Raw genomic sequence first — 21,662 nt, 5'->3', positions numbered from 1 at the left:
CCATGGCTCCGTTCGGCCTGTCAGCCCTCTCCACGCTGTTGCGCGGGCCCGGCGCCGGTCGGCCCGCCCAGGCCCCCCCTGCCAGCTGGCAACGGCCGATCGGCCAGGGCTGGGAGGCCCCCTACAAGGTGCGCTACGCCAGCAACCTCGACGACGGTCCCAACCACGGCGCCCCACTCGGGGGCTTCGGTGCGGGCTGCATCGGCCGCGGACCTGACGGCAACTTCAACCTCTGGCACCTCGATGGGGGTGAGCACTGGTTCGGGGTGCTGCCCGACTGCCAGTTCGCCCTGTTCGAGCACGACGGCACAGCGAGCCGGGCCCGGGCCCTGGCCATGACCCCTGACCACGACGACTCCCGGCCGGAGGCCAGCGAGCGTCCCCTGGGCCGCTGGCAGTGGCTGGGAAGCGAGACCAGCGACGGCAACGAAACCAGCGCCACGGCCGGCACCTACGCCGCCCGCTATCCGCTGCACTGGCTTGATTACCAGTCCGACTTCCGCGCCGAGGCCAGCTGCGAGGCCTTCAGCCCGATCATCCCCGGCGACTATCAGCGCACCAGCTATCCGGTGGCGGTGTTCCGCTGGCGGCTGGCCAACCCCACCAAGGTCCCCCTGGATCTCTCGTTGCTGCTGAGCTGGCGCAACACCGTGGGCTGGTTCACCAACACCGATCCCAGCGCCGCCGTCACGTTCCGCGACGACGGCAGCCCGGAGCACAACTACCTGCCCGCCATCGGAGCGGGGGTGGGCCAGCGCAACCGCTGGATCGACACACCGGGCCTGACGGGCGTGCTGCTGGAGGGGGCGCCGAGCCAGCCGATCGCCGAGGGGGAGGGCCAGTGGTGCCTGGCGGTCCCCGACCAGCTGGAGGGGGTGGAGGTGATGCGCTGCAGCCGCTGGGATCCCAGCGGAGATGGCGGCGAGATCTGGGAGGCGTTTTCCCGCGACGGCTCGATCCCCAACAGCAACAACGACCGCCGCAGCACCGGCAGCGAGCAGGCCAGCGCCGCGATCGCCCTGCGGCTGAGGTTGGAGCCGGGGGCTGAAATCGAGCTGCCGGTGGTGATCAGCTGGGATCTGCCCGTGACCGCCTTCGCCACGGGCACGTCCGCCCTGCGCCGCTACACGGATTTTTTCGGGGCCACCGGCACCAGCGCCACCGCCATCGCCGCCGAGGCCCTGGGCGCGTGGCGTCAGTGGCGCGACGCCATCGAGGCCTGGCAGAAGCCGGTGCTGGAACGCAGCGACCTGCCTGAGCCCCTGCGCATGGCCCTGCTCAATGAGCTCTACGACCTCGCCAGCGGCGGCAGCCTCTGGACCGCCGCAAGCTCCACGGATCCGGTGGGCCGTTTCGGGGTGCTGGAGTGCCTCGACTACGCCTGGTACGAAAGCCTGGATGTGCGGCTCTACGGCTCCTTCGCCCTGCTGCAGCTCTGGCCCGAACTCGACAAGGCGGTGCTTAGAAGCTTCGCGCGGGCCATTCCCGCCGCCGATGCCACCCCCCGGCCGATCGGCTGGTATTTCACCCAGGGGCGGGGCCGGGTGGAAGCGGCCCGCAAGCTGCCCGGCGCCACCCCCCACGACCTGGGCGCCCCCAACGAGCGGCCCTTCGATGCCACCAACTACACCGCCTATCAAGACTGCAACCTCTGGAAGGACCTGGCCTCCGACTTCGTGCTGCAGGTATGGCGGCTGTTCCGGCTTTCCCCATCGGGGGAAGACCTGCGCTTCCTGGCCGACTGCTGGCCGGCGGTGGTGGAGTCGCTTCGCTATCTCAAGCAGTTCGACATCAACGACGACGGCCTGCCCGACAACGGCGGCGCTCCCGATCAGACCTTTGACGACTGGCCACTGCAGGGAGTGAGCGCCTACTGCGGCGCCCTCTGGATAGCAGCCCTGGAGGCGGCCCTGGCGATGGCCCAGCGGCTGCAGCTCGACCTTGGCCTCGACACCGGCGCCGAGCAGCGGGAATTTGGCAGCTGGCTGGAGCCGTCACGGGCCAACTTCGATCGGCTGCTCTGGAACGGGGAGTACTACCGGATCGATGCCGGCAGCGGTACACCGGTGGTGATGGCCGACCAGCTCTGCGGCGATTTCTACGCCCGCCTGCTGGGGCTGCCGCCGGTGGTGAGCGATGAGCGGGCCCTCTCGGCCTTGACGGCGATTCGTGAGGCCTGCTTCGAGCGCTTCGAGGGGGGGCGGCTGGGGGTGGCCAACGGCCTGCGCCGCGACGGCACGCCGCTCGATCCCAACGGCACCCACCCGCTGGAGATATGGACCGGCATCAATTTCGGTCTGGCGGCCTATTACCGCCTGATGGGTCAGACCGACACGGCCATGGCGATCAGCGGCGCCGTGGTGGGCCAGGTGTATGCGGGAGGGTTGCAGTTCCGCACGCCCGAGGCGATCACGGCGGTGGGCACGTTCCGGGCCTGCCACTACCTGCGGGCGATGGCGATCTGGGCGCTCTGGGCCACCCACACCCAGTGGCAGCCGATCCCTGGAGCCGAGCGCGAACCATGAGCGGGATGATCCGCCGAGCGGGTCGGCTGCTGCTGGCCCTGAGCCTGTTGCTGGCCTGCCTGTTTGCTCTGGTGACGCCAGCGGCGGCCCAGCTGCACGCACACCCCAGCGAAACCGGCAGCCCGGTACTGCGCAGCCTGGTGAGCGTGCGCGATCTGGATGATCAGGCATGGCAGCTGGTGGCCTTTCGCGACGGACCGCCCGGAGCTGCCCTGCACCTGCGGGTGGTGGGCTACCCCGGCAAGGTGCGGCTTGATCACCCCACGGCGCTGCAGGTGCGCTCGGGCCCGTTCCAGTGGCAGCTGGAGGATCTGACCCTCGAGAGCCAGGCGTTGAGTAACGACGGCCGCTCCGCCGCCGCTGAATTCGATCTGAGCCCTTTGTTGGCCGAACTGAGCCAGAACCGTCCGCTGCGGCTGCGGCTGCCGGGGGTGTTCACGGAGCTGCCGGTGCCTCCATTCGTGGTGGCCGAGTGGCGCAGCCTGGTGAGCACTCCGGCGTGACCAAGGGGTGCCCGTGGAGCACCTGGATGGACCGCGCCCTCGGCCTGGCCGCCCTGGCGCGGGGTCGCACCAGCCCCAACCCCCTGGTGGGCGCACTGGTGCTCGATGCCCGCGGGCTGCTGGTGGGGGAAGGCTTCCACGCCGCTGCCGGAATGACCCACGCCGAGGTGGGAGCCCTGGCTCAGGCGGGAGATCGGGCCCGAGGGGGCACTCTGGTGGTGACCCTGGAGCCCTGCTGTCACCACGGCCGCACGCCCCCCTGCAGCGAGGCCGTGATCACCGCCGGGATCCGGCGGGTGATCGTGGCGATGGAGGACCCCGATCCGCGGGTGGCGGGCGAAGGCATCAAGGCATTGCGCCTGGCCGGGACGGAAGTGCTGGTGGGGGTGCGCCAGGCCGAGGCCCAGAACCTGAATGCCGCCTTCTGCCACCGGCTGCGCACCGGCCGGCCCCTGGGGGTCCTCAAGTGGGCGATGAGCGTGGACGGACGCACGGCCCTGTCCAACGGAGCCAGCCAGTGGATCAGCGGGCCAGCATCGCGGCAGAGGGTGCACGAGCTGCGAGCGCACTGCGATGCGGTGATCGTGGGTGGCGGCACCCTGCGCTCGGATGATCCCCTGCTCACCAGCCGGGGACGGCGTGCGCTTGAGCCGCTGCGGGTGGTGATCAGCCGCGGCCTGAACGTGCCGGAGCGAGCCCAGCTCTGGGACCAGCGTGCGGCTCCCACCCTGGTGGCCCATGGGCCCGAGGCCCCCGAGGCAGCACGACAGCGGCTGGATGGGCTGGGGGTGGAGCGGCTGGAGCTGGCCTGCTGCGAACCGCTGGAGCTGATGCAGGCCCTGGCCCGGAGGGGCTGCAACCAGGTGCTGTGGGAGTGCGGGCCAGAGCTGGCGGCGGCGGCGCTGCGCCAGGGTTGTGTGCAGCGGCTGGTGGCGGTGGTGGCCCCGAAGCTGCTGGGGGGCATCGCCGCCCGCACACCGCTGGGGGATCTGCAACTGAACTCGATGGCTATGGCGCCCTCCTGGCAAGAGATGGGGCTGAGCCGCTCGGGAGCCGATCTGATCTGGGAGCTGAACGGACCCGACGGCTGAGGGCGTTGGACGACCGTCCTTAGAGTCCAGCCATGCTCAATCCCCTCCAGCTGAGCCTGCCTATTCCCCTGCTGGGGATCCTGCTGGCGGCAGGAGCCTGGCTGAGCCTGCAACTGGTTGGCAAACGGCTTCCCAGTGGATCGCTGGGCCGCGCCCTGGTGCTGCGCAGCCGCCTCAGCCTCACGCTCACGATCCTGGTCAGTTCCACCGCCTGGTGGCTGCTGTCCTTGCTGGGACCCGAGCTGCTGCCCCTGCCCATGGGCAGCATGGACGTGCGCAATGAGCTGATCTTCATCGGCCTGATCTGGACGCTGCTGCGCTGGAAGGGCGAGATCTGGCGCAAGGCCGACACCTACTCCCAGCAGGTGTTCCCGAATCTTTCCCAGCGTGAGCGCCTGTACCTCTTCGATCTCAGCGACAAGCTGCTCACGGTGCTGGTGGTTGTGATCATCAGCCTGGAGCTGCTGCGGCTGCTGGGCACCCCCACCGCCCTGCTGGCCACCGCCGGTGGCTTCGGTGCCGCGGCCCTGGGCTTCGGCGCCCGCACGATCGTGGAAAATGGATTGAGCGGCATCAGCCTCTACATCAACAGACCCTTCGTGGTGGGGGATCTCATCAGAATCCCCGCAGAAGATGTCAACGGCACCGTGCAAACAATCAGCTGGTTCTACACGGAGTTGCGTGATCCGGAGCGGCAGCCGATCTTCATCCCCAATTCGATCTTCACCGTGAAGCCGATCATCAACGTCGCCCGGATCGACAGCCGGCGGGTCTGGATCGACTTCGGGCTGCGCTACGACGACCGTGCCGCGATCGAGCCCATCATCTCCGAGCTGCGTGAGCAGCTGGATTCGAACACGAGTATCGATCACGACAAGTCAGCGGCGGTGCACTTCGTGGGTTATGGCGAATCGAGCCTCAATCTGCGTCTGCTCTGCTATGTGGCCAGTGGCGACATCCAGGCCGCCTGGGATCTGCAGCAGGAGCTGTTGTTGCGCATCGGTGAAGTGGTGGAGAAGCATCAAGCGGGAATGCCCTTCCCCACGCGCAGCCTGATCAGGGGCTGATCTCACGATGGCTCTGCGTTTCAGCGAACTCCAGCGACAGTTGCGGCCGGAATGGGGCGAGTTCCATCCAGGCAGCAACCAGAACAGTGGCGGTGAAGGCGGCAATGAGGGCTGGGATCTGCTGGTGGTGCCCTCGCTCAGCCTCGATCACCATCAAATGGCTCTGGTGACCGGGGCCCACCACTACGAGGAACGGCAGCTGTTCTCGCTGATCCGCCTGCGCGACCCCGGCGTGCGGGCGGTTTACATCACCAGCAAGCTGCTGCCTGAACTGGTCGTGGATGCCGTGCTGGAGCTGCTGCCGGGGGTGCCCGCCTCCCACGCCCGCCGGCGCCTGCATCTGTTCGACACGGACGACGCCTCCAATCGGCCCCTCACCGAGAAGCTGCTGGAGCGGCCGGCGCTGCTGGGGCGCATCCGCGAGCGCCTGCGTCCCGGGCGCAGCTTCATGACCTGCTTCAACGTGACGGAGCAGGAGAAGCAACTCTCCGAGCGACTGCAGGTGCCGCTGCTGGGCACTGATCCAGCCCTGAGTCACTGGGGCGGCAAGGCCGGCAGCCGCGAGCTGTTCCGCCGCTGCGCTGTGCCCCATCCGCCCGGCAGCTCCCTGGTCCATGACCTCGACGCCCTCGGCGAAGTGACGGCCGAGCTGTGGGAAGCCCACCCCGAGCTGAGCCGGGTGGTGGTGAAGCTGGACCAGGGATTCAGCGGCGAAGGCAATGCTCCCCTGGAGCTGGAGCCCCTGCAACTGGCGGAGCTCAGCGGCCGGGAGCGCCGAGTTCGCCTGCGCGAGGCCCTCGAGACCCTGGCGATGCCACCACCCCAGTGGCGCCAGTTGCTGCAGGAGCAGGGTGCCCTGGTGGAGGCCTGGCTGCTGGGGGGCGACGAGCTGGCCTCACCGAGCGTGCAGGGGATGATCCACCCGGGCGGGGCGGTGGAGGTGCTCTCCACCCATGAGCAGGTGCTCGGCGGCGTGAGCGGACAGACCTACCTGGGTTGCCGCTTTCCCGCCCAGACGCAGTACCGGGCCGAACTGATGCGTCACGGGCTGGCGGTGGGCCAGGCCCTGGCGGCAGAGGGCGCCCTGGAGCGCTATGCGGTGGATTTCGTGGCGCGCCGCTTCGGGGAGCACTGGGATCTGCAGGCGATCGAGGTGAACCTGCGCAAGGGCGGCACCACCCACCCCTACATGGCCCTGCGCTATGCCACCAACGGCCGCATCGATGGCGCCAGCGGCCTGTTCCGCTCCCCCACCGGCCAGTCGCTGTTCTATGCCGCCACGGATAACCTCTGCGACCCGAGGCTGCGGGGTCTGCTGCCGGTGGACCTGATCGACATCGTGGCCGCCGCCGGTCTGCACTTCGACCCAGCCGCACTGCACGGCAGCGTGTTCCACCTGCTTGGCTGCCTCTCGGAATTCGGCAAGCTGGGGATGACCTGCATCGGCCGCAGTCCTGAAGAAGCTGAACTCATCTACGCGGCCACCAGGGAGCGACTGATCGCGGGGGCCGAGGAGCTGAAGCAGGCCTGAGCAGATCCGCCGGCTGACCACCACAACGGGCTCCCGTGGGCTCCAGGATGAAAGACGTTTGCTGCACTGCCATGGAAGCCCGCTGGAACGACGCCGTAATCGCCAGCAGTGACGACATCGTGAAACTGGAAGGCAACGCCTACTTCCCCGCCGAGGCGTTGGTCGGCGAGCACCTGCGGCCGTCATCACACCGCAGCGTGTGTGGCTGGAAGGGAGAAGCCCACTACTACGACGTGGTGGTGGGGGATCAGGTGAACGCGAACGCCGCCTGGTTCTATCCCGAACCCAAGCAGGCCGCCAGTGAGATCAAGGGCCGGGTGGCCTTCTGGAAGGGCGTGCGCGTGAGCTGAATCTGCCCTCAGACCAGCAGCGGCTCCTGCTGGGGCAGTCCGTTGGCGCCATAGGCACGCTCCAGCACCAGCTCCCGCCCCGGTTGGGGCCGCCAGCACAGCCTCACCGCCAGGGGGTCTCCACCGCGGCGCTCCAGGGCGGTGGTGAGGCTGATGTCGTCCGTGAGCTGCCAGCAGCCGAGGCCTGAACCATCGCCACCCGGCAGAACCGTGGCCCGCAGGGGCGCCGCCGGAGCCGGATCCACCACCCCGGGGCGGGCCTCCACCACCACCACCACGCTCTCGAGCCGCTCGGCGCCGTGACGCACCACCAGTCGCCGCCGCCGCTGGCCATCCACCAGGCAAAGCTCCATCACCGCCGGCCAGGGACCCGTCTTGTCGGGACCGAGGCTCCAGTGCCCATCGGGGCTGATAGTCATCAAGGTCGGCGGCTCGGCGAAGCGCATCGTCGCCACCTTGCCGGTGTTCAAGTAAGTGAGGGCCGCTTCGATCTGGCCGCCTGTCTCGTGCACATGCAGGCGTGTGCCGAAGCGCTCGCTCTCGAGGCCCTGGCTATCGAGGCGAATGAAGCTGCCCTCCCAGTGGCCGGCATTACACGCCAGCAGGGTGGCGCGGCGATCGAAGCTGGGCACAGGCGGGCTGAAAGCGGAAGGGTGCTGATGCTGGCAGCTTGATGGGCTAAAGATTGGCCGCCTGCTGGGTGGAATCCGCCTGGACCGACGGGTCGTCCTCCTCGCTCTCCTTGCCCCAGCCCAGGATCATGCCGGTCACGGGAATCGCCAGGAACACCCCCAGCAGACCGGCCAGCCGCTCGCCGATGAACAGAGCAAAGAACAGCACCACAGGCCTTATCTCCAGGGCGCGGCCCATCACCCGGGGATGGATGAAGTTGTCCTGGATCTGCTGCAGCACCACCGAGGCGATCACCACCTGCAGGGCCAGCCACTGCCCCTGGGTCAGGAACACCAGGCTGGAGGCCACGATCACCCCGAGGGTGGCGCCGATGCCGGGGATGGCATCCAGCACTCCCACCAGGATCGCCAGGATCAGGGAGAACTTCACTCCCAGCACGGCGAACACCAGGAAACTGGCAAGGCTGAGAAAGATCATCAGCGTGATCTGACCTCTGAGGAACCCCAACACGTTCTTCTGCACGCTGCGATCGAAGCGCTCGCGCACATCCTCCGGAAGCAGGCGCAGTACCTGGCTCCAGGTGGCCCCGTTGTCGATCAGCATGTAGGCCACGATCACCAGCAGAAACACTCCGCCGAAGACGTTGGAGAAAGCGCCGCCGATCACCCCCAGACCCGTGCCGAGGCTGGCGCGCAGCAGCTCCAGCAGTTGCTGGAGGTTGATCGTTTTCAGGAACCCGTGAAAGGGAAGATCGGGGCGTTGCAGACCCAGCATCAGGTCATTGATCAGGCTGCTGCCCTGGTTGATCAGTTGGAAGCCGAGCACCGCCACGAAAAAGCTGGCCACACCGATGCCGGCCAGCAGGGTGAGCAGGATCGCCAGCCCACGGCTGCAGCCCAGACGCCCCAGCCGCCGCACCGGATAGTCCAGCACCACCGCCAGCACCGCCGCCGCGGTGAACAGGGACAGCACCACCCGGAAATAGTCGATCAGCTGCACCACCGCCCAGCCAGAGGCCAGCAACAACAGGAAACGCAGCAGGGTGGAGTGGCTCAGCCGCTGCCAGGCCGGGCCGTTGGGGTCGTTCATGGAGATCGAGAGGGAGCGGCGCTCGTGCCAACCATGCTCCCGAACAGAGCCATCGGCCCAAAGATTCCCTGAGCACAGACGAATCCGGACACAAATGAGCGGATTGGCTTAAGGCGGAGGCCCGCCAGGCCCGGAGCGGCTGCCTAAAGTGTTAATCCTTACAAAATCAGGGTTCTGCGCGCCTCCCCTCTGCTCGAGAATTCTCCCCCCGAGTCCCGCTCCAGCCCGTCTGCCAGCGGCGTCCGGTATGGAGATTTCGTTCTCAAGCCCTTTATCGCCAGCGACGATCGCCTTGCCACATGGCAGATCCTGAGCACAGTCGGGGCTTACCTGCTGCTCTGGGCCGTCACTGTGGTCGTTGCTCGGCAGTGGCTCTGGCTCACCCCACCGCTGCTGCTGCTGCTCGTACTGCTTTCAGGGCGCTGCTTCTCGCTGATGCACGACTGCGGTCACTACTCCCTGTTCAGCTCGAAACGGCTGAACAGAGCTGTGGGCTTTCTGCTGGGCGTCATCAACGCCATTCCCCAGTACCCCTGGTCGCAGGGACATGCCTACCACCACAAGCACAACGGCAACTGGGACCTCTACCGGGGTCCCTCCGCCCTGATCAGCCTGGAGCAGTACGAGCAGCTCAGCCCGCGCGGTCAATGGGTGTACCGGCTGCTGCGCCACCCATTGATGCTATTCCCGGGCGGCTTCTTCTACCTGGTGATCAAGCCCAGGCTGGCCCTGCTGCTGGGAACAGCCCAGTTCTTAGGCCATGTCAGCACCAGGCTCAGCGCCGACTGGCGCACACCCTGGCCCGAACTCGTCCTGTCGTACCAATCCCGCCATTGGTACAGCGGAGCCGAATTCATCGATCTGCTGCTCAACAACATCTGCGTGATCGTCAGTTGGGTGCTGCTATGCCACTGGATCGGGGCCGGCCTGTTCTGGAGCCTGTATGCAGTTGTGATGGCCGCTTCAGCAGCGCTGTTCATCTGCATTTTCTTCGTTCAGCACAATTTCGAAGGGTCCTACGCCCACCGCAGCGAGGGGTGGGACCCGATCGAGGGTGCGATCGCCGGTACCAGCCTTCTGGTGCTTCCAGGCATCCTGAACTGGTTCACCGCTGACATCGGCTGCCACAACATCCATCACCTCTGCGAGCGCATTCCGAACTACCACCTGCGGGCCTGCCAGGAGCGCAATGCTGCCCTGCTGACTGGGGCAACGCGCCTGACCATCGCCGACATCCCACGCTGCTTCAAGTACGTGCTGTGGGACCGGGAGGGCGAAACGCTTCAGCCCATCCCCAGCTTCTCGAACTGAGCAGAGCACTCCCCAAGACCAACTGTCTGGGTTCGGCTCTTAAAAAAGCTGTGGCATCCCTGGCCTTCAGCTGACCCCAGGGATAAGTTCTGCAGATTCCACGCACAGGAGACGCCATGGGCATGGGCGAACTCTTTCTTGAGAGCCTTTCCACCGGTGTGATCACGGAAGACGAGATCGACTGGGTGGCGGCTCAGCAGAGTGGCTTCAACCGCCAGGAGGAGGCTGCGGCGCTCAAGCTTGGGCGTCTTCTCGACTCCGGCCGCATCCAGATCGGTTGCCGCGTCCCTGCAGCCGCCGCTTGAGCGACCTGTCTCAGATCAGCTCGGGATGGGCCGGATCCCCCTTGAACGGCCCCTCAACATGGGATGTGATCCAACCCCCGTAGAACCCTCCGGGCTGGGGGATCACCACCTCACCGTCAAGCCAGCAGCCATCCATCAAGGCCGGGTAAAGGGCGAACCAACCGGCGAGAGCCGCAAAAGCTGCTGTGGGCTGCGGATACGACCACACCGCCCGCTCCAGCCGGCGCTCACCCACCACCACGTCGTAGTAGCGGGCCAGGCCTTTCCATTCACAGAAGCTGTTTCCTGCCGCGGGCGCCAGCAGCTCCAGGTGAACGTCTTCTGGCGGCAGATAATAGGTGGGGGGATGGAAGGTCTCGAGCACCCGCAGCGAGCGGCGGGTTTGCGCCAGCAGCTTCCCCAGAGCCCGCACCTCGACCAAAGCCCCGCTGGGCTCCAGCGCCGGTGGACGCGGATAGTCACAGACGCGCTCTCGTTCTTGGCTCTCCAACGGCTCGCTGCTCCCCATTCGCCGTCCCTGGCCATGACAATGGTCAGCATGGCTAACCCCACACCCATTCGCCAGCGCCCGCGCCAAGGCCTGGATCGCCTCCTGAGCCGGCTCGGCGGCACCGCCATGATCCCCCTGCTGATCCTCTCAGTGGCCTGGGGACAGGAACTGATCGATCAGATCGTGTTCGGTGGGCGCTGGAACCTGCCGATGCTGCCCGGAGGCTCGTTCCTGGGGGTGCTCACCGCCCCGTTCAGCCACGGCGATCTTGGCCACCTGCTGGGCAACAGCCTCTGGTTCCTGCCCCTCTCCTGGCTGGTGCTGCTCAAGAGCTGGCACGACTACCTGGCGGTCTGGGTGGGGGTGTACGTGATGGCGGTCCCGGTGTGGCTGTTCTCCAGCAACGGCAACCATGGCCTCTCCGGCGTTGTCTTCGCGTTGGTGGGCTACCTGATCGTGATCGGCTTCCTGGAGCGACGCCCCCTGCCCCTGCTGCTCTCGCTGTTCAGCCTCCTGAGCTACGGCGGTTTCCTGCCAGGCCTGCTGCCCTTCTTCACCCCGGCGGGGGTGAGCTGGATCGGCCACCTGAGCGGCTTCGCCGGTGGAGTGCTCGCCGCCCTGGCGGTCTACAGGGAACCCTCCCGCATCGTGGGGAGATGAGGCGCTGATGTCCTGCCCCCGCTGCGGAAGCTGGCAAGTTCGCCGCGACCGCAGCCTGGCGGGCCGGATGGTCTGTGGCCGCTGCAGCCTGCCGCTGGGGCCAGGCGCCCAGCAGGCATCGAGTGGTTTGCGGCGCCTGACCCTCGTGGGAAGCGGTGGCCGGGGTCATCGTCGGAACTGGCTGATGCCGGTGGCGTTGCTGCTGATCCTCAGTGCCCTGCTGGCCTGGCTCAGCGAGCAACCACAGCCCAGGCAGATCCCCTTTGGCCACGGGCACGACCGCCTGCGCTGACTGCGACGTCTCAGCCGGGGATGAATCTCTCAGCCGGGGATGAACGTGCGCAGCCGGCGAGCTTCCATTCCGGCGCGATGTTGCAGGTCCACGTCGCTCAGCTGGGCTTCCTCCCGCTGCTGGGCGGCCAGCACATCACGTTCTTCGAGGGGGAAACCTTCCTGCCGGGCCAGCTGCAGGAAGGCCTCCAGGTCGAGCTGTTGCTGCAGTCGCTCCTGCAGAGATGCTGAGCTGCGGGCGTGGAGCAGGAAGGCGTCCAGTTGCTCAAGGCTCACGGCAAAAGATCCATCACTTCTCCGTACTAGCCCAGCCGCCGCCCCGATGGCGACTTCACGCGCCGGGGGGTTCGTCGCGGTCAGTCCGGACCGCCTTGCCGGCGGCATAGCGCCCGATCAGCAATCCCATCACCACAGCCATGTAGATCGGGCCGATCACGGTGAAGGCCACGGCACTCATCTGGGAGAGGGGAGTGGTCGGCAGCACGTCACCGAAGCCCACTGTGCTCAGACAGACAAAGGCGAAGTAGTTGAGCCGGGCAAAATCCACCAGCTGCAAATGTGGACTGGCCTGGCTGATCGGGTCGGTGGCGAACTGGGACGAACCCTGTATGTGCAGGTTCGAAAAACTGCCGGGTTGGATCGTCTCCAGACCCGTGAACAACAGGCCGGCGGTCAGGCCCAGCAGCAGATATCCCGAAATTGCCCCCATCAGAACACTGCCGTTCACGTGCTTTTCCTCCGCCAGAAATCCCACCAGACGCAGCACGCTCCAGCCCACGAAAAGGGTGGTGAGCACGAGCAGGGGCCAGCCGCTTTCGCGATGCGACAAGGGCGTGAAGTACCAGAACCACTGGGCCAACAACGTGAGCAGACCGAGCAGGCGGTAGGGCAGATCCAGGGGATTGCCCTTGCCGCCATGGCGGATGGAGCCTTCCAGCTCAACCATCAGGAGCATGGTGGTCAGGCTGTAACCAATCCCGGCGAGGCTGACCAGGTTCCTGGGCAGCGCCAGACAGGTCATCACGAACAGGGTGATCAGCAGCAGGCGGATGTAGAAGCGATGACGCCGCCGCAGTCGTGCCTCGCTGGAGAGGCTGGCGCGATGTGGGAAGCGCAAAGGGATCAGCAGAGCTCCAGTAAGCGGTCCGGCAGGCCGGCGGGCCTGGGTCGCATTGTGACGAAGGCGAGGCGCAGAGCCAGCGGCTCAGGTGAAGAGGGAGAGCTGCTCCCTGGAATGCTGGGGCGGCAGCGCCTCCCAGCCGCTGGGATCCCAGCCGCTGAGCAGGGGGGCCAAAGCCCGCAGCCCCGCCCCGTCGGCCTGGGCCAGCCAGGCCTGCTCGAGGCCATCGGGAAGGAGCACCGGCATGCGCTGGTGCAGGGGTTTCACCAGGGCATTGGGGCTTGTGGTCAGCACGCAGCAGCTCTCCAGTTCGCTGCCGTCGGGGCCGATCCAGCGGTCCCAGATCCCTGCCAGCCAGAAGGGTTGGCGGTCAAGTCGGCGAATCAGCCAGCCCTTCTCCAGAAAGCCATCGGCGGGAAGCAGGCAGCGGCGATGACGCCAGGCGCCACGGAAAGAGGCCTTCTCAGCCACGGTCTCGCTGCGGGCATTGAAGGGCCTGGGCGCGTTGAGGGGATCTTTCGCCCACTCCGGCAACAGACCCCAGAGCATCAGGGCGCTGGCGATCAACCCGTGCTCCTGGCGCAGGGCCAGCACCGGCTCGCCAGGCTGGATCAGGGGACGGGGTGCGTAGTGGCGTTCCAACTCCGCCGGCAGTCGCCCAGCCAACCTGGGCAGAAGCTGATCAAGCTGGGTGGTGAGACAGAACCGACCACACATGGCGGCCAGAGAAGGCAGAAGCACACGTTAAGGCCGACGTGACGTTCGGTTCTCACCCCCGCCAGCCGGGCCGGCGCCCCGACCCCTGCGCTTAGTTTGGCTCCATCACCGCGCACCGCGACCATGGCTATCCGCCAGGACGACAACCCCCCGAACCGGCGCTTCGGGATCATCAACCTGGTGCTGATCGGCTTCGGGGTCCTGCTGCTGCTCAGTAACTTCCTGCCCAATCAGGGATCCCAGGTGCCCAGAGTGCCCTATTCCCTGTTCATCGATCAGGTGAATGATGGCCATGTGAAGCGGGCCTATATCACCCAGGACCAGATCCGCTACGAGATCACCGACGCTGAGGAAGGTGCCCCGTCGGTGCTTGCCACCACTCCGATCTTCGACATGGATCTGCCCCAGCGCCTGGAGCAGAAGGGTGTGGAATTCGCCGCCGCACCCCCGAAGCGCCCCAATTTCTTCACGACCTTGCTGAGCTGGGTGGTGCCGCCCTTGATCTTCATCCTGGTGCTCCAGTTCTTCGCCCGCCGTCAGATGGGAGGCGGTGCCCAGGGGGCACTCAGCTTCACCAAATCAAAGGCAAAGGTCTACGTGCCCGATGAGGAGTCCCGCGTCACCTTCGCTGATGTGGCCGGGGTGGATGAGGCGAAGACCGAGCTCAACGAAATCGTCGACTTCCTCAAGACTCCCGAGCGCTACGCCGCCATCGGCGCCCGCATCCCGAAGGGAGTTTTGCTGGTTGGTCCTCCCGGCACAGGCAAGACCCTGCTCTCCAAGGCGGTGGCCGGTGAGGCCAGCGTGCCCTTCTTCATCATTTCCGGCTCCGAGTTCGTTGAGCTGTTCGTGGGAGCAGGCGCCGCTCGCGTCCGTGACCTGTTCGATGAGGCAAAGAAAAAGGCGCCCTGCATCATCTTCATCGACGAACTCGACGCCATCGGCAAGAGCCGGTCCGGCTCGATGGGCGTTGTGGGCGGTAACGACGAACGGGAGCAGACCCTCAACCAGTTGCTCACCGAGATGGACGGATTCACCGGCCAGGACAAGCCAGTGATCGTGCTGGCGGCCACCAACCAGCCCGAGACCCTCGATGCAGCACTACTGCGCCCCGGCCGTTTCGATCGCCAGGTGCTGGTGGATCGCCCAGACCTCTCCGGCCGCAAGAAGATCCTCGACATCTATGCCAAGAAAGTGAAGCTGGCCGCCAGCATCGATATCGACAAAATCGCCCAGGCCACCAGCGGCTTCGCGGGCGCCGACCTGGCCAATCTCGTCAACGAGGCGGCGCTGCTCGCGGCGCGCGCTTACCGCAAGGAGGTCGAGCAGAGCGACCTCAACGAAGCGATCGAGCGGGTGGTGGCGGGCCTCGAGAAGAAGAGCCGGGTGCTCCAGCCGGATGAAAAGAAAGTGGTGGCTTACCACGAAGTGGGCCACGCGATCGTGGGGCACCTGATGCCCGGCGGCAGCAAGGTGGCCAAGATCTCGATCGTGCCACGCGGCATGGCGGCCCTGGGCTACACCCTGCAACTGCCCACCGAAGAGCGGTTCCTGAATTCCAAGGAAGACCTCGAAGGCCAGATCGCCACCCTGCTGGGCGGCCGCTCTGCCGAGGAGATCGTCTTCGGAGAGGTCACGACCGGTGCCGCCAACGACCTGCAACGCGCCACCGACATCGCCGAGCAGATGGTGGGCACCTACGGCATGAGCGACACCCTCGGCCCTCTCGCCTACGACAAGCAGGGCGGCAGCCGCTTCCTCGGCGGCGGAAACAACCCGCGTCGCTCCGTGAGTGATGCCACAGCCCAGGCCATCGACAAGGAGGTGAGGGCCTTGGTTGACCGAGCCCACGAGCGAGCCCTGGCGATCCTGCATGGCAACCGTGGCCTGCTCGAGGACATCGCCGGGAAGATCCTCGACAAGGAAGTGATCGAGGGGGATGAGCTCAGGGATCTGCTCGTCTCCAGCACCCTTCCCAGCGAAGCCGTCCTGGCTCCTGTCTGATTCGCCCCTTGACGGGGGGGCACGTTCTCCCCGATAAGGGTTCTTTGAAATGGGGTCATGGGCCCGCACTTCGCTCAGCGCTATCCCGGTCTCGCTGGCCTGCGCGGACGAGATCTGCTGTCTTCAGCGGATCTGGGAACCGATGAAACCCTGGCGCTGCTGGAGCTCTCGGCCGACTTCAAGAGTGGCTCCGCCCGCCTCGACCTGAGCGGCAAGGCGCTGGGCCTGATCTTCACCAAGGCCTCAACCCGCACGCGCGTCAGCTTTTCCGTGGCGATGGGCCGCCTCGGGGGCCAGGTGCTCGACCTCAACCCCTCCGTCACCCAGGTGGGTCGCGGTGAGCCTGTGGCCGACACCGCCCGGGTGCTCAGCCGCTACGTCGACGCCCTGGCGATCCGCACCTTTGAGCAGAAGGAGCTTGCCGACTACGCCCACTGGGCCTCGATTCCGGTGATCAATGCCCTCACCGACCTGGAGCACCCCTGCCAGGCACTGGCTGATGTGCTCACCATCCGCGAAAGCTTCGGATCCCTTTCGGGCCTCACCCTGGCCTACGTGGGAGATGGCAACAACATGGCCCACTCGCTGATGCTCTGCGGCGCCCTGCTCGGGATGAATGTGCGGCTGGCCTGCCCAGAGGGTTTTGCTCCCGATCCCGCCGTGCTTTCACAGGCGCAGGCACTGGCAGGCAGCGCAGCCATGATTTCGGTGCTGCATCAGCCGCTGCCGGCGGTGCGAGGCGCCGAGGTGCTCTACACCGATGTGTGGGCTTCGATGGGCCAGGAGCAGGAGCAGCAGCAGCGACTGCAGGCCTTCGCGGGCTTCTGCGTCGATGAGGCTCTGCTGGCGGAAGCCGACCCCCGCGCCATCGTTCTCCACTGCCTACCGGCCCACCGCGGCGAGGAGATCAGCGCCGGCGTGATTGAAGGCAGCGCCAGCCGGGTGTTCGATCAAGCTGAGAATCGTCTGCATGTGCAGCAGGCCTTGCTGGCGGCCCTGCTGGCCGATCCGGAAACGCCCTGCCTCTGAAGCGCCAACCTGCCCAGGGGCTGGACAACGGGCACGCCCGGGGGAACACTGGTGTCATGGTTCATGCGTACTGCCGGTGATCGTCTCCTCCAGACCAACCGCTCCCAGCGGGCAGGACCTAACCAGCGCCCAGCAGCAGCTCTACGACTGGCTGGCGCAGTACATCCAGAACCACCGTCACAGCCCCTCGATCCGCCAGATGATGGAGGCGATGGGGCTGCGCTCCCCGGCGCCGATCCAGAGCCGGCTGCGGCACCTGCAGCAGAAGGGCTGGATCACCTGGCAGGAAGGCCAGGCCCGCACCCTGCAGCTGCTGGGTCCCGCCAGCGCCGGAGGGATTCCCGTACTGGGCTCCGTAGCCGCCGGCGGCCTGATCGAAACCTTCGACGACGTGCACGAGCGACTCGACCTCACACCCCTGCTGGACACCCGTGGCCTGTTCGCTCTCACTGTGAACGGCGACAGCATGGTGGATGCCCACATCGACGATGGCGACATCGTGCTGATGGAGCCTGTGAGCGATCCGGCCCGGCTCCGGCCCGGCACGATCGTGGCCGCCCACGTGGCCGGCAGCGGCACCACCCTGAAGCACTTCAGCTGCAAGGGCGGCAAGGTGCGTCTGGAAGCGGCCAACCCCGCCTACGCCCCGATCGAGCTTGAGGCTGAGCAGGTCACCGTCCAGGGCCGCATGGTGGCGGTCTGGCGCCAGGTGACCGCACTGCCCAGACCCTGAACCTTGGGTGAGGCGAACCGCTGCGTTGTAAGCTTTCGACTGCCAAAGCGAGGGCCCCAGGGTCCAGCCGATCGACCAGCGTTCGGTTCGCCAGGCCAACCATGGGGCCATAGCTCAGCTGGTAGAGCACCTGCATGGCATGCAGGGGGTCAGCGGTTCGAATCCGCTTGGCTCCATATCATTTTCCAGGTTCTCACTTCGGGGTAAGCTCCGCTTGATGAGAACAGCTGCCAAGGATTTCCGAAGACAAGTTGTTGGCTCGCTGTCCATAACCTAAAGCGGCTGGGCCGGCAATTCTTCTAACTTGCCTCTGCAAGCCAACTCAGGATGCAGGTGCCGGCATAGAAGGTCTCAAGAGTGATTAACTGCCCTCCAGCGCAAACCACATTCGTGCGGTGCGCGGTGGGAGATTGAAGGTGTAGCTGGGGCCCATGATCTCCGGCAGCAGCGTGTCGGTGAGCATGTCGCGGTAGGGGTGATTCCACTTGAGTTTAAAGCGGGTGTCCACCGTGATTGAGCGCTGCTGATCACATTTGTTGATCGCCACGATGCCGTCTTCCTGCCGGCGCCACATCAGGGTGCAGGCATCGGCGGCCAGCACCTCCATGGGCTTGCCGTGCATGCGGTTATGAAAGGCGATCATGCGGCGCATGCGATCGCTGCTCCACACATCGCGCCAGCGACCGTTGTTGGAGCGGCCGTCCGACTGGTCGTCAAACACCAGGGGTGTTCCACCATCACGGCCCATGATGTACACATAGGCCAGCCCTTCATCCACTGACGACGGCGCATCTTGATCGAAAATCAGCGACCGGAACACATCGTTGTAGGGAATATCGTGCGTGACCACCATGGTGACGGCACGGCTGTTCTCGAGGGCATTGCCAGTGGCATAGGGGAAGGCCACATCCGAGAGAGGACGGCCAAACGAGAATGCCTGCTTGAGCGCATTGAACAGGGGAAAGTCATAGGCACCAAACTGCGGCGGCAGTTCCCGTAGGTAGGGCTCTAGAAACTGCTGATAATCACCCGAGGTGGCTCCACCCGACGTGATGATCTCGGCAAAGAGATGGGAGTTTCTGGTCACCTCTTCAGGGATGAACGAGCTGATGGCGCTATTCGGCATGTGCTTGGCCGCATCAATGCGGAAACCGCGGATGCCGAGGTCATAGAGTGCCTGCATATACTTCCTGCGCTGATCATTCACCCAGTGCCTGCCTGGGTCGGTATCAACGAGGTCGGGCAGACCGGGATCTGGATAAGGACCGCAGATGCGATCACGAACTACCGAAATTGAGTTGCTGTAGTCGCGGATGCAGGCTGCAGAGTGAAAATCCTGGGTTCCGAACAGCCCATCGGGAATGCCATCATCAGGCAGCACTCCATTATCGAGAACCCCATTTTCATTGCTGTCGCCATAAAGAATTTGCCTGCTCCAATACTGTGAATCATTCTGATACTGGCGCAGGCTGAGATCGCCAGGAAAGGTCGTTGAGCCGTTTCTCTCATTGGCCATGTGGTTGACCACCACATCGGCGTAGGTCTTCACGCCCCTGGCCTTGAGCGCCTGAATCGCCAGCACCAGGGATTCCTTATTGCCATCGCAATGGTCGATCACCCGGAAATCCTGAGGCTGATAACGCAGCCACCACTCACAACTCGCTGATTTCGGTGATTTCAAAGGGGGTGTTACCAGCACCGCTTTGTAGCCGGCTGCCGAAATCGCCTCGGCCTTATCGGCAATATCCGCATACGACCAGTCAAAGGCATGCAGGATCACATCCGCCTTCACTTCCAGGGAGCCAACGAGCCATCCCCCGAATCCCCCGAGCGAGAGCATCAGCCCGGTGATCGAACCTGCCAGGGAGCGGCGCTTCATCAGATCACCAGATCAACACTTCGGCGCTGGCATGCCAGCAGCAGCCTGAGGTCTCCAGGCTAAGGCGGCGATCCGCTCCAGCAGGGAGATTGGCCATGGTCTCAGGCCATCAGCAGCTGATAAGCCGCATGGATACGGCGGAAGTCATCAACGGCTCCACCCTGGTCGGGATGGTGGGTCTTCACCAGGCGGCGGTGGGCCCGCTTGATGGCCTCGCTCGAGGCACCCCAGCGCAGACCAAGCGCCGCAAAGGCGGCCGCCCGCTCTGGATCGGTGCTGTCCTCGGCCGGAGCCGGGCGGGCCGCCTGCTCCAGGGCGGCAATCCGCTCCAGCAGCTCGTCGACCACACGCAAGGGCGATTCCGAGAGCCATTCAGTTGCCCGCACGCCATACACCGCAAAGGCAACCCGTACCGCCAGGCGAGCCTTGGTCTGCGGGCCGCGCAGCGCCTGCCGCAGAGCACTGCCGAGGCCTGGCAGGCGGCGATCAAGCTCCTCCTCCAGCTGGGCACGGGGATCGCTCCACTGGCGGCTCAGATGCTCAAGCAGGCCACGCAGGCCGCTGAAGACCAGCGTCTCCCCCACCCGAGCCGAGGCGCCCACCCGAAGCTCACGCCAGCGGGGATGACGGGCGAGAGCCTGACCCCAGGCCTCCACCCGCTCGACACTGACTTCGCCCCTGAAAACGGATCCTGGGGCCTGCTGGCGCAGGAGCTGCTGCCGCAGAAGAAATACCTCCCGGCGCAGGGCTTCGTTCTCGGCGAGCAGCGCGTCAATGTTGGCTGTGACATGGGCGCCCCGGGCCGGCGCACGGGCCCAGCTGCGCGGATCAAATCCCATCTTCAATAGGCCTGAAGTGAGCCGACAGCAGGCTGCCGCAGTACGAGGCGATCGATCCTGCCGGTCCTGTTGAGGGGCATCGCCTCGATAATTCGGTTGGCTGTCGCCCAAGCCTCGGATCTGAAAAAATCTGACGGCACCTCACCTTGACTTGCTGCTCGACCTAAAGCTGTCTAATCAGCCGTAGGTGGAGATCGTCGAGAGGCGCTGGAAGGAGGGACTGGCCATGCCGTCCACCCGGAAGGAGGACCAGGTGGCCGTGGTGGCTGGCTGTTCAGCATGGCGGGGGAATTCGATCCGGCGGCGCTGATAGGTGAGTCCCACACAACTGAGATCCTCGTCATCTGCCATCAGCGACCACAGCAGGCGCAGATCGCCGCGGTCATAGGACAACGGCTGGGAGGTCGGCAATGGTTCAGCCATCACCCCAGGACCGAAACGCACGTCAATGGTTCGTTCCGACGCAAGGTAATCGCCATCCTCGGTTGGGTAGAACCAGCAGGTTTCGTTGCTCAACTGCTGGAGCGGAACTGCATCAAGCCGTTCGTGTCCAAGCGGAGCATCGGTAGGCGAAACACCTTGGCCGGCTTCCAGGACGTGAACCTGCAACCAGAGGCGAGAGGCGTCGAAACGAGGAATGACGGCATCACATAGGAGCCGTTCCCGCGCAGGACCGGTGTTGGGCAGGCCAACGAAAGGATCTTCGCAGCTGATCGTGGCCTGCCCAGCCTGTACGAGGGAATCGAGGCTGCCGCTCCATGCCTTGGGGCAGCGCAGGATGCGCAGTGCCCTTGCATCACAGAGGGAAGCCTGATGATCTGCGACTACTTGGCTCCAGCTAATGGACTCCTCCCCTTCCCGGGGAGGAGCAAAGCTGAATGTGAACGCCAGGGTGGTGGTCATGGCCGGTGATGAGCCCGTCATGACGGGAACCTGTTGCTCGTGGATGCCGCGATCAGCCCAGGCCGATCTGGCCGAGGATGCCTTGGCCGGTGAGGACCTCTGTAGCCAGGCCAATCACGAAGCCAAGCATGGCCAGACGGCCATTCCAGGTTTCAGCGAACGCAACAAAACCGAAGCGGGTGGTGGAGTCAGCCATTGGAGGAGAGCGAAGTGCTTTGCGAAGCGTAACACAAATCTTTGAGCATTGTTAAGAGGCGGCCAAGAAACGACCGGGCCATGGGGCAGATCCACAGCGATTCACGGCGGCGGCTCACGGCTCGGCGCTGCTGCCGGGATCCCGGCTCACATCCACTCCGAAGGGGGCAAAGAGAAAGACCATCTCCCCGAGTCGCTCCTGGTGCCCATCGAGAGCGAAAACTCCGCCGGAGACAAAATCCGCCGAGCGCTGGGCCTCCTCCGGTGGCATCGAACCGAAGTTGAGCACCACTGTCTTGCGCTCACGCACAGCCTGAACCGCTTGCAGGACGTCCTCAAAACGGCGCGGCTCCATCAGAACGACTTCGGGAGCCAAGTCGGAAAACCGATCCATGCC

24 protein-coding genes and 1 tRNA gene are annotated in these 21,662 nt (G+C 65.5%); 14 read left to right on the top strand and 11 right to left on the bottom strand.

The window, feature by feature from the left end:
• Positions 1-2: 2 nt before the first annotated feature.
• The 6 genes from KBY93_RS02160 to KBY93_RS02135 all read left to right on the top strand — a co-directional run bounded on the left by KBY93_RS02160 (position 3) and on the right by KBY93_RS02135 (position 7,067).
• Positions 3-2,525, top strand: coding sequence for a GH116 family glycosyl hydrolase (locus KBY93_RS02160; RefSeq protein WP_255092634.1), 2,523 nt, complete (start codon positions 3-5; stop codon positions 2,523-2,525).
• Positions 2,522-3,028 carry a DUF3122 domain-containing protein gene (locus KBY93_RS02155; RefSeq protein ID WP_255092591.1) on the top strand — a complete coding sequence of 169 codons (507 nt, stop codon included), beginning with the start codon at positions 2,522-2,524 and terminating at the stop codon, positions 3,026-3,028. Before KBY93_RS02160 ends, KBY93_RS02155 begins: the two co-directional genes overlap by 4 nt.
• 26 nt (positions 3,029-3,054) lie before the next feature.
• Positions 3,055-4,119: a bifunctional diaminohydroxyphosphoribosylaminopyrimidine deaminase/5-amino-6-(5-phosphoribosylamino)uracil reductase RibD gene (gene ribD, locus KBY93_RS02150; RefSeq protein ID WP_255092590.1), complete on the top strand. Its 1,065-nt coding sequence runs from the start codon at positions 3,055-3,057 to the stop codon at positions 4,117-4,119.
• 32 nt (positions 4,120-4,151) lie between these two features.
• Positions 4,152-5,186: a mechanosensitive ion channel family protein gene (locus tag KBY93_RS02145; RefSeq protein ID WP_255092589.1), complete on the top strand. Its 1,035-nt coding sequence runs from the start codon at positions 4,152-4,154 to the stop codon at positions 5,184-5,186.
• Between the two features lie 7 nt (positions 5,187-5,193).
• Positions 5,194-6,717 (top strand): peptide ligase PGM1-related protein, encoded by a 1,524-nt coding sequence (locus KBY93_RS02140; protein ID WP_255092588.1) that lies wholly within the window; start codon positions 5,194-5,196, stop codon positions 6,715-6,717.
• Positions 6,718-6,788: 71 nt separating this feature from the next.
• Complete coding sequence (locus KBY93_RS02135; protein WP_255092587.1) at positions 6,789-7,067, top strand: DUF427 domain-containing protein; 279 nt, start codon at positions 6,789-6,791, stop codon at positions 7,065-7,067.
• Positions 7,068-7,075: 8 nt separating this feature from the next.
• On the opposite strand, the gene KBY93_RS02130 is transcribed toward KBY93_RS02135, so the two are convergent.
• Together KBY93_RS02130 and KBY93_RS02125 are read right to left on the bottom strand one after the other, a co-directional pair.
• Positions 7,076-7,699, bottom strand: a complete 624-nt coding sequence (locus KBY93_RS02130; protein ID WP_255092586.1) for a DUF3598 family protein — start codon at positions 7,697-7,699, stop codon at positions 7,076-7,078.
• Between the two features lie 46 nt (positions 7,700-7,745).
• Complete coding sequence (locus KBY93_RS02125) at positions 7,746-8,789, bottom strand: AI-2E family transporter (RefSeq protein ID WP_255092585.1); 1,044 nt, start codon at positions 8,787-8,789, stop codon at positions 7,746-7,748.
• Positions 8,790-9,140: 351 nt separating this feature from the next.
• On the opposite strand from KBY93_RS02125, the gene KBY93_RS02120 reads away from it, so the two are divergent.
• Together KBY93_RS02120 and KBY93_RS02115 are read left to right on the top strand one after the other, a co-directional pair.
• Positions 9,141-10,100 carry a fatty acid desaturase gene (locus KBY93_RS02120; protein ID WP_255092584.1) on the top strand — a complete coding sequence of 320 codons (960 nt, stop codon included), beginning with the start codon at positions 9,141-9,143 and terminating at the stop codon, positions 10,098-10,100.
• Between the two features lie 116 nt (positions 10,101-10,216).
• Positions 10,217-10,405: a hypothetical protein gene (locus tag KBY93_RS02115; RefSeq protein WP_255092583.1), complete on the top strand. Its 189-nt coding sequence runs from the start codon at positions 10,217-10,219 to the stop codon at positions 10,403-10,405.
• A gap of 10 nt (positions 10,406-10,415) precedes the next feature.
• Here the strand turns inward: KBY93_RS02115 and KBY93_RS02110 are convergent, their stop codons facing one another.
• On the bottom strand, positions 10,416-10,913 hold the full coding sequence (locus KBY93_RS02110; protein WP_255092582.1) for a DUF427 domain-containing protein: 498 nt from the start codon (positions 10,911-10,913) through the stop codon (positions 10,416-10,418).
• 15 nt (positions 10,914-10,928) lie between these two features.
• Here KBY93_RS02110 and KBY93_RS02105 point away from each other — a divergent pair, with 15 nt between their 5' ends.
• Together KBY93_RS02105 and KBY93_RS02100 are read left to right on the top strand one after the other, a co-directional pair.
• The gene (locus tag KBY93_RS02105) at positions 10,929-11,555 is read left to right on the top strand and encodes a rhomboid family intramembrane serine protease (RefSeq protein ID WP_255092581.1); all 627 of its coding nucleotides are present in this window, start codon (positions 10,929-10,931) and stop codon (positions 11,553-11,555) included.
• A gap of 7 nt (positions 11,556-11,562) precedes the next feature.
• A complete protein-coding gene (locus KBY93_RS02100; RefSeq protein WP_255092580.1) occupies positions 11,563-11,847 on the top strand; it encodes a hypothetical protein in 285 nt (94 codons plus the stop codon).
• A gap of 29 nt (positions 11,848-11,876) precedes the next feature.
• On the opposite strand, the gene KBY93_RS02095 is transcribed toward KBY93_RS02100, so the two are convergent.
• The 3 genes from KBY93_RS02095 to KBY93_RS02085 all read right to left on the bottom strand — a co-directional run bounded on the left by KBY93_RS02095 (position 11,877) and on the right by KBY93_RS02085 (position 13,683).
• Positions 11,877-12,122 carry a Nif11-like leader peptide family RiPP precursor gene (locus tag KBY93_RS02095; protein ID WP_255092579.1) on the bottom strand — a complete coding sequence of 82 codons (246 nt, stop codon included), beginning with the start codon at positions 12,120-12,122 and terminating at the stop codon, positions 11,877-11,879.
• Positions 12,123-12,177: 55 nt separating this feature from the next.
• Positions 12,178-12,963 carry a potassium channel family protein gene (locus KBY93_RS02090; protein WP_255092578.1) on the bottom strand — a complete coding sequence of 262 codons (786 nt, stop codon included), beginning with the start codon at positions 12,961-12,963 and terminating at the stop codon, positions 12,178-12,180.
• 87 nt (positions 12,964-13,050) lie between these two features.
• Positions 13,051-13,683, bottom strand: a complete 633-nt coding sequence (locus KBY93_RS02085; protein WP_255092577.1) for an SOS response-associated peptidase — start codon at positions 13,681-13,683, stop codon at positions 13,051-13,053.
• Positions 13,684-13,806: 123 nt separating this feature from the next.
• On the opposite strand from KBY93_RS02085, the gene ftsH reads away from it, so the two are divergent.
• The 4 genes from ftsH to KBY93_RS02065 all read left to right on the top strand — a co-directional run bounded on the left by ftsH (position 13,807) and on the right by KBY93_RS02065 (position 17,625).
• Positions 13,807-15,687, top strand: coding sequence for an ATP-dependent zinc metalloprotease FtsH (ftsH, locus tag KBY93_RS02080; protein WP_255092576.1), 1,881 nt, complete (start codon positions 13,807-13,809; stop codon positions 15,685-15,687).
• A 57-nt stretch (positions 15,688-15,744) separates the two neighbouring features.
• The gene (gene argF, locus KBY93_RS02075; RefSeq protein ID WP_255092575.1) at positions 15,745-16,716 is read left to right on the top strand and encodes an ornithine carbamoyltransferase; all 972 of its coding nucleotides are present in this window, start codon (positions 15,745-15,747) and stop codon (positions 16,714-16,716) included.
• 76 nt (positions 16,717-16,792) lie between these two features.
• Positions 16,793-17,449, top strand: coding sequence for a transcriptional repressor LexA (lexA, locus tag KBY93_RS02070; RefSeq protein WP_255092574.1), 657 nt, complete (start codon positions 16,793-16,795; stop codon positions 17,447-17,449).
• Positions 17,450-17,552: 103 nt separating this feature from the next.
• A tRNA-Ala gene (locus tag KBY93_RS02065) sits at positions 17,553-17,625 on the top strand.
• 185 nt (positions 17,626-17,810) lie between these two features.
• Here the strand turns inward: KBY93_RS02065 and KBY93_RS02060 are convergent.
• From KBY93_RS02060 to KBY93_RS02040, 5 genes are all read right to left on the bottom strand, one after another.
• Positions 17,811-19,328 carry an alpha-amylase family protein gene (locus KBY93_RS02060; RefSeq protein WP_255092573.1) on the bottom strand — a complete coding sequence of 506 codons (1,518 nt, stop codon included), beginning with the start codon at positions 19,326-19,328 and terminating at the stop codon, positions 17,811-17,813.
• Between the two features lie 101 nt (positions 19,329-19,429).
• Entirely contained in the window at positions 19,430-20,167 is a 738-nt protein-coding gene (locus KBY93_RS02055) for a J domain-containing protein (protein WP_255092572.1), read from the bottom strand.
• Between the two features lie 177 nt (positions 20,168-20,344).
• Positions 20,345-21,070 (bottom strand): hypothetical protein, encoded by a 726-nt coding sequence (locus KBY93_RS02050; protein WP_255092571.1) that lies wholly within the window; start codon positions 21,068-21,070, stop codon positions 20,345-20,347.
• Positions 21,071-21,122: 52 nt separating this feature from the next.
• Positions 21,123-21,266, bottom strand: coding sequence for a chlorophyll a/b-binding protein (locus KBY93_RS02045; RefSeq protein ID WP_094554677.1), 144 nt, complete (start codon positions 21,264-21,266; stop codon positions 21,123-21,125).
• Positions 21,267-21,380: 114 nt separating this feature from the next.
• Positions 21,381-21,659 carry a cell division protein SepF gene (locus tag KBY93_RS02040; protein WP_399222352.1) on the bottom strand — a complete coding sequence of 93 codons (279 nt, stop codon included), beginning with the start codon at positions 21,657-21,659 and terminating at the stop codon, positions 21,381-21,383.
• Positions 21,660-21,662 lie beyond the last annotated feature (3 nt).

Source organism: Synechococcus sp. J7-Johnson (assembly GCF_024345795.1).
GTDB lineage: Bacteria > Cyanobacteriota > Cyanobacteriia > PCC-6307 > Cyanobiaceae > Regnicoccus_A.
The sequence above is the reverse complement of the archived record's forward strand: the minus strand, read 5'-3'. Positions and strand labels throughout refer to the sequence as shown.

What these genes read in the sequence shown, in the direction of transcription:
- KBY93_RS02160 (WP_255092634.1), top strand. Translation starts at nt 3, where the DNA reads ATGGCTCCGTTCGGCCTGTCAGCCCTCTCCACGCTGTTGCGCGGGCCC.
- KBY93_RS02155 (WP_255092591.1), top strand. Translation starts at nt 2,522, where the DNA reads ATGAGCGGGATGATCCGCCGAGCGGGTCGGCTGCTGCTGGCCCTGAGC.
- ribD (WP_255092590.1), top strand. Translation starts at nt 3,055, where the DNA reads ATGGACCGCGCCCTCGGCCTGGCCGCCCTGGCGCGGGGTCGCACCAGC.
- KBY93_RS02145 (WP_255092589.1), top strand. Translation starts at nt 4,152, where the DNA reads ATGCTCAATCCCCTCCAGCTGAGCCTGCCTATTCCCCTGCTGGGGATC.
- KBY93_RS02140 (WP_255092588.1), top strand. Translation starts at nt 5,194, where the DNA reads ATGGCTCTGCGTTTCAGCGAACTCCAGCGACAGTTGCGGCCGGAATGG.
- KBY93_RS02135 (WP_255092587.1), top strand. Translation starts at nt 6,789, where the DNA reads ATGGAAGCCCGCTGGAACGACGCCGTAATCGCCAGCAGTGACGACATC.
- KBY93_RS02125 (WP_255092585.1), bottom strand. Translation starts at nt 8,789, where the DNA reads ATGAACGACCCCAACGGCCCGGCCTGGCAGCGGCTGAGCCACTCCACC.
- KBY93_RS02115 (WP_255092583.1), top strand. Translation starts at nt 10,217, where the DNA reads ATGGGCATGGGCGAACTCTTTCTTGAGAGCCTTTCCACCGGTGTGATC.
- KBY93_RS02110 (WP_255092582.1), bottom strand. Translation starts at nt 10,913, where the DNA reads ATGGGGAGCAGCGAGCCGTTGGAGAGCCAAGAACGAGAGCGCGTCTGT.
- KBY93_RS02105 (WP_255092581.1), top strand. Translation starts at nt 10,929, where the DNA reads ATGACAATGGTCAGCATGGCTAACCCCACACCCATTCGCCAGCGCCCG.
- KBY93_RS02100 (WP_255092580.1), top strand. Translation starts at nt 11,563, where the DNA reads ATGTCCTGCCCCCGCTGCGGAAGCTGGCAAGTTCGCCGCGACCGCAGC.
- KBY93_RS02085 (WP_255092577.1), bottom strand. Translation starts at nt 13,683, where the DNA reads ATGTGTGGTCGGTTCTGTCTCACCACCCAGCTTGATCAGCTTCTGCCC.
- ftsH (WP_255092576.1), top strand. Translation starts at nt 13,807, where the DNA reads ATGGCTATCCGCCAGGACGACAACCCCCCGAACCGGCGCTTCGGGATC.
- argF (WP_255092575.1), top strand. Translation starts at nt 15,745, where the DNA reads ATGGGCCCGCACTTCGCTCAGCGCTATCCCGGTCTCGCTGGCCTGCGC.
- KBY93_RS02060 (WP_255092573.1), bottom strand. Translation starts at nt 19,328, where the DNA reads ATGAAGCGCCGCTCCCTGGCAGGTTCGATCACCGGGCTGATGCTCTCG.
- KBY93_RS02055 (WP_255092572.1), bottom strand. Translation starts at nt 20,167, where the DNA reads ATGGGATTTGATCCGCGCAGCTGGGCCCGTGCGCCGGCCCGGGGCGCC.
- KBY93_RS02050 (WP_255092571.1), bottom strand. Translation starts at nt 21,070, where the DNA reads ATGACCACCACCCTGGCGTTCACATTCAGCTTTGCTCCTCCCCGGGAA.
- KBY93_RS02045 (WP_094554677.1), bottom strand. Translation starts at nt 21,266, where the DNA reads ATGGCTGACTCCACCACCCGCTTCGGTTTTGTTGCGTTCGCTGAAACC.
- KBY93_RS02040 (WP_399222352.1), bottom strand. Translation starts at nt 21,659, where the DNA reads ATGGATCGGTTTTCCGACTTGGCTCCCGAAGTCGTTCTGATGGAGCCG.